This window comes from Gordonia sp. UBA7599, from assembly GCA_002477755.1.
GTDB lineage: Bacteria > Actinomycetota > Actinomycetes > Mycobacteriales > Mycobacteriaceae > Gordonia.
The window spans coordinates 1-4,109 of the sequence record DLKD01000161.1 but is presented as its reverse complement, the minus strand read 5'-3'; the positions used below and the strand labels follow the sequence as shown (position 1 = coordinate 4,109).

Here is a 4,109-nt window from a genome sequence, read left to right as displayed (position 1 = left end):
GCTGCGCGAGGGTCGTGACCCTTGATCTGACTGGTGCCCTGCTGGGTTGCCGATGGACTGATCCGTCCGGCCCTCGCGTAGTAGCGGCACCGGCCGGTCGGGCATGACCTCATACGAGCCTGACCCCAGCGCACGGGATCTGGTGTAAGTCCTGTCTGACCGGCCCGGCCGGTGCCGACCCATCGGCTACGGAAGGGCAGCATCATCATGACAAACCAGGATCACCGCGTCGGCGGTATCGACTCACATAAGGACACCATCCACGTCGCGGTCATCACCGCGATCGGGCAGCCGGTCACGGACCGGGAGTTCCCCACCACGGTGGCCGGGTACCGGCGGGCGGTGGCGTGGCTGATCGAACACGGCCCCCTGAGCGCGGTCGGTGTGGAGGGCACCTCCAGCTACGGCATCGGGATTACCACCGAACTTCTCGCGGCAGGCATCCGCGTGGTCGAGGTCAACCGGACCCGCGCGGCGGAGAAACGCAAGCAGGGCAAGACCGACCCGCTGGACGCCTACCGCGCTGCCCGGTCGGTGCTGTCCGGCGAGGCCTCAACCGAGCCGAAGAACCCCAGCATCGAGCCGCTACGGGCGCTGACCATCGCGCGCCGTTCCGCGGTGAAGTCACAACAAGCCGCCTGGCGTCAGATCGGCTCCCTGCTGGTCACCACCCGCCCCGCCCTGCGGGACCGTTTCCGGGACCTGCCGGAGACCAAACTCATTGCCACCCTTCGGGATTGCCGCCCCGATCAGATCCATGACGTCGACGACGCCGACACCCTGTACGCGTTGCGGACCCTGGCGCGACGCTACCTCGCCCTCCAGGACGAGATCACCGCGCTCGAGGAACGGATGCTGCGGCGCGCCACCCGCGCCAACCCAGCCCTGATGGCCATCAAAGGCGTCGGCCCCGCGGTCGGCGCCCAGCTGCTGATCACCGCCGGCGACAACCCCGACCGGCTACGCACCTCCGCCTCGTTCGCCGCCCTGTGCGGAACGGCGCCGATCCCGGTCTCCTCCGGCCGCACCGACAAACATCGCCTCTCCCGCGGCGGTGACCGGCAAGCCAACGCCGCCCTGCACCACATCGTCAAAGTCCGCATGTCCTACGACCAGAGAACCCGCGCCTACCGCGACACCCGCCTGGCCAACGGGTGGACCACGAAGGAGGTCTTCCGCGCCCTCAAACGCGCCGTCGCACGAGAGATCTTCCACGCCCTGGCCGGCCACACCCTCGCGCCCGACTACTCCGACCTCCGACCCGCACGCCACGCGAAGAACCTCACCCTCACCGCCGCCGCACAACACCTCGGCGTATGGCCCGCCAGAATCGGCGAACTCGAACTCGGCAGACGCCCCAACGACGAACTCGCCACCCGCTACAGAGCCTGGCTCGCCGCCGCCTGAAACTCCCCCTCCCCAAAGGCTTGACACGCAATAGGAGCATCATTGCGACCGGCGAACTTCAGCCGCGCGAAGCCGTAGCCCGCGAGCGAACAGAGCACCATATGGGACGCGATGGCCGTCCCGGAGACGATGACGGTGTTCATGATCCAGCGCAGGACGTCGGACTCGGTGAAGAGCGCCTGCAAGCCGGAGAGAGTCGGGTGCTTCGGCCAGAAGATTGGCGGGAAGGCGCGGATCTCTGCATCCGTCTTCACCGCGGAAAAGAGCATTTGCACCAACGGCATCAAGAAGGCAATCGCCATCGGCGCGAGAATCAAGTGGGCCGGATCGAAGGGCAACCAACCCATCCGACGGCCGGGCTTCCGGCCGTCCGACGCAGCGTCCGCCCGGGCCGTTGGTCGCCCGGGCCCCGGCGGTCGCCGGTGTGGCGCGCACCGTGCTCACTGGCTGTCGGCCAGTTCTTGATCCGCGGCCTGGTTGGCCGCGTCGAGTCCTTCCTTCGGGGTTGCCTGGCCCTGGAGGATGTTGCTCACTCGCTCGCCGAACACCTTCGACAAGCCGGCGTAACCCTTGAGCGTCGGGCAGGGCTTCTTGGCATTCTCGAGGTTGTCGGCGAAGTGCGCGAAACCGGGCAAGGCCTTGTCGGTGTCGATGAAGACCGGTGAGTCCTTCTCGGACGACCGCAGCGGGAGATTCCCCAGAGCGATATTCCACTTCTCGTCCTGGGCCGCGGACGTCAGCCACTCGGTGAACTCATAGGACCAGTAGGCCCGGTTCGCATCGCCTAACGAGGTGACGATCCGCTTGGCCATGCGTGAGCAGCGCGAGGTCGGCGGGCGGGCAGTTGTCGCCGGCTTCGGAGCAGCCCACCCGGGCTTGTCCGGGTGGGCATGGCGACGGGCGGAGTCGTATTCCGCCCACGTGAAAGCCCTTGGGACATAGACAAATTTCAGCCGCGGGTCGGCGCGCAGCCCCTTGGTGACGAAGACCTCGCGATAGAGATCGAGCAGATGCCCCCAGACGCAGTCGTCCCAGATGGGCAGGTGCGCTTCGCCGTCGTAGTCGGGCTTGAAGCCGTGCACGCCACACTCGGTCGCGACCCAGTCGACGCCGCTGGCGGAAAATGCGCATCCAGAAGTCGCCCGGCTCGGCCAGTTGCTGCACGAGTGGTCGAAGCTCCTCTGCTGCGCCTGGCCGACGTCGGTGTAGATCGTCGCGCCCGTGTGCGGCTGCAGTTGCCGCCAGAACTGATCGATCGCCCGCACCAGCACGCCGTCCGGCGCCGACGGGCGTTCGGAGTAGAAACGGAATTGGCGGCCGGCCGCAGCCAGTCCGGCTCACGCCAGTCGATGCCGTCCACGACCGGGCCCGCAGCGCCCGGCAGCGGATAGCGCGGGGCGTCCGGGGCTTGGTCGATGCCTGGCCGTGCGGTCACCGTCGGCGTCGCCGCCGAGCTGGGCGCGCTCGTCGTCGTGGTGGGTCGCGCCGTCGCGCTCACGACGTATGCCGTTCGCTCACTCCCGTGCACGCGGCCAGCCACAAGGCGCAGACACCGGCGATGACGGTCAGGCCACGAGGCAGTTGCATGCTGCGCAGTCTGCGCCGAAGTTGCGTATCATCCGGGCGAATCGCGCAATCACCTTGCGCGACAGCGCAACTCGGTTGTGCGCTCAGTGAGGTTACTTCGGCGGGAGGGAGCGGGCATACGTGACGCCATGATCGACCCAACGGCGCAGGATCGCTTCATCCGCCAATGCCTCCTCGGTCACGCGCAACCACCCGCCCATCGGCCGGCCGCGCATCTCCATCCGCGAGATGACCACATCGTCGACGATGTCGTCGGCCTTCGCGGGGTCGCTGCGAACCATCAATCCGCCATGACCGGCCGCAGCAACCGCCATATGGCCGCCGATCAGAAACGCCAGGCCACCGAACATCTTCTTCTCGGTCAGCCCACTCTCGTCCTGCACCAGTTCGCGAATGCGGTCGGCCAACTCCTCGTCATACGCCATGCGGGAAGTATGCCGCGCACCAAGCCCGCTACCTCGATGCCTCCGCCTGCGGGTCACCCTCCGGCTCACCCTGCGCCTCGCCACCCGTTTTCGCCGGCTCGCCCACCGACTTCGGGGGTCGGGCAGACCGCTCCGGGGGCGGTTCGAAGGTGGCGTCGATACGTTCATACTGCTTGGTCCGCATCATGCGCGCCTGGGCGGCGTATTGCCTCTTGTCGGCGTCGGTGAGCGAGACATTGTCGGTGAACGGAGTCAGCAACGCGCGGGGATAGAGGCGCTTCGCGGACACCGCATTGATCTCGGCACAAACGATGAGGATGACGGCCGCGAGATAGATGAAGGCGAGCAGGCCGAGGACGAAGCCGACCACACCATTGCTGGCGGACGCATCGCGCACGACCCGGCCGACATAGACCACGCCGAAGGTCTGCAGGACCTGCAGCAGCACAGCGGCGACCACCGAGCCGACGATCAAATGGCGCCGCTCGGCCACGCCGACGCCGATGCGATAGGTCAGATACATCACGCCGGCGTTGAGCAGGATCGTCGCGAGCATGACCAGCCACTTGGTGGCGCTGCCGAAGTCGTAGGACGCGGCGATCGTCGCGATGGTCGTTGACGCGGTGACGACGAGCAACCCGAGCGGCACGATCAGCAGACTCCGGCCGCGGGTCAGGATCGGGTTGGGGC

Annotated in this window: 5 protein-coding genes; 1 reads left to right on the top strand and 4 read right to left on the bottom strand. The window is 67.4% G+C overall.

Going from position 1 to position 4,109, the window contains the following annotated elements; translation table 11 throughout:
* Nucleotides 1–207 precede the first annotated feature (207 nt).
* Complete coding sequence (locus tag B4L26_RS18205; RefSeq protein ID WP_290721216.1) at nucleotides 208–1,407, top strand: IS110 family transposase; 1,200 nt, start codon at nucleotides 208–210, stop codon at nucleotides 1,405–1,407.
* On the opposite strand, the gene B4L26_RS18200 is transcribed toward B4L26_RS18205, so the two are convergent.
* The 4 genes from B4L26_RS18200 to B4L26_RS18185 all read right to left on the bottom strand — a co-directional run.
* Nucleotides 1,380–1,745, bottom strand: a complete 366-nt coding sequence (locus B4L26_RS18200) for a hypothetical protein (RefSeq protein WP_290721214.1) — start codon at nucleotides 1,743–1,745, stop codon at nucleotides 1,380–1,382. The genes B4L26_RS18205 and B4L26_RS18200 overlap by 28 nt on opposite strands.
* A gap of 102 nt (nucleotides 1,746–1,847) precedes the next feature.
* Complete coding sequence (locus B4L26_RS18195) at nucleotides 1,848–2,678, bottom strand: hypothetical protein (protein WP_290721210.1); 831 nt, start codon at nucleotides 2,676–2,678, stop codon at nucleotides 1,848–1,850.
* A 408-nt stretch (nucleotides 2,679–3,086) separates the two neighbouring features.
* Nucleotides 3,087–3,419: a TfoX/Sxy family protein gene (locus tag B4L26_RS18190; protein ID WP_290721207.1), complete on the bottom strand. Its 333-nt coding sequence runs from the start codon at nucleotides 3,417–3,419 to the stop codon at nucleotides 3,087–3,089.
* A gap of 28 nt (nucleotides 3,420–3,447) precedes the next feature.
* The coding region (locus tag B4L26_RS18185; protein WP_290721204.1) for a YhjD/YihY/BrkB family envelope integrity protein at nucleotides 3,448–4,109 on the bottom strand (662 nt) is incomplete at its 5' end.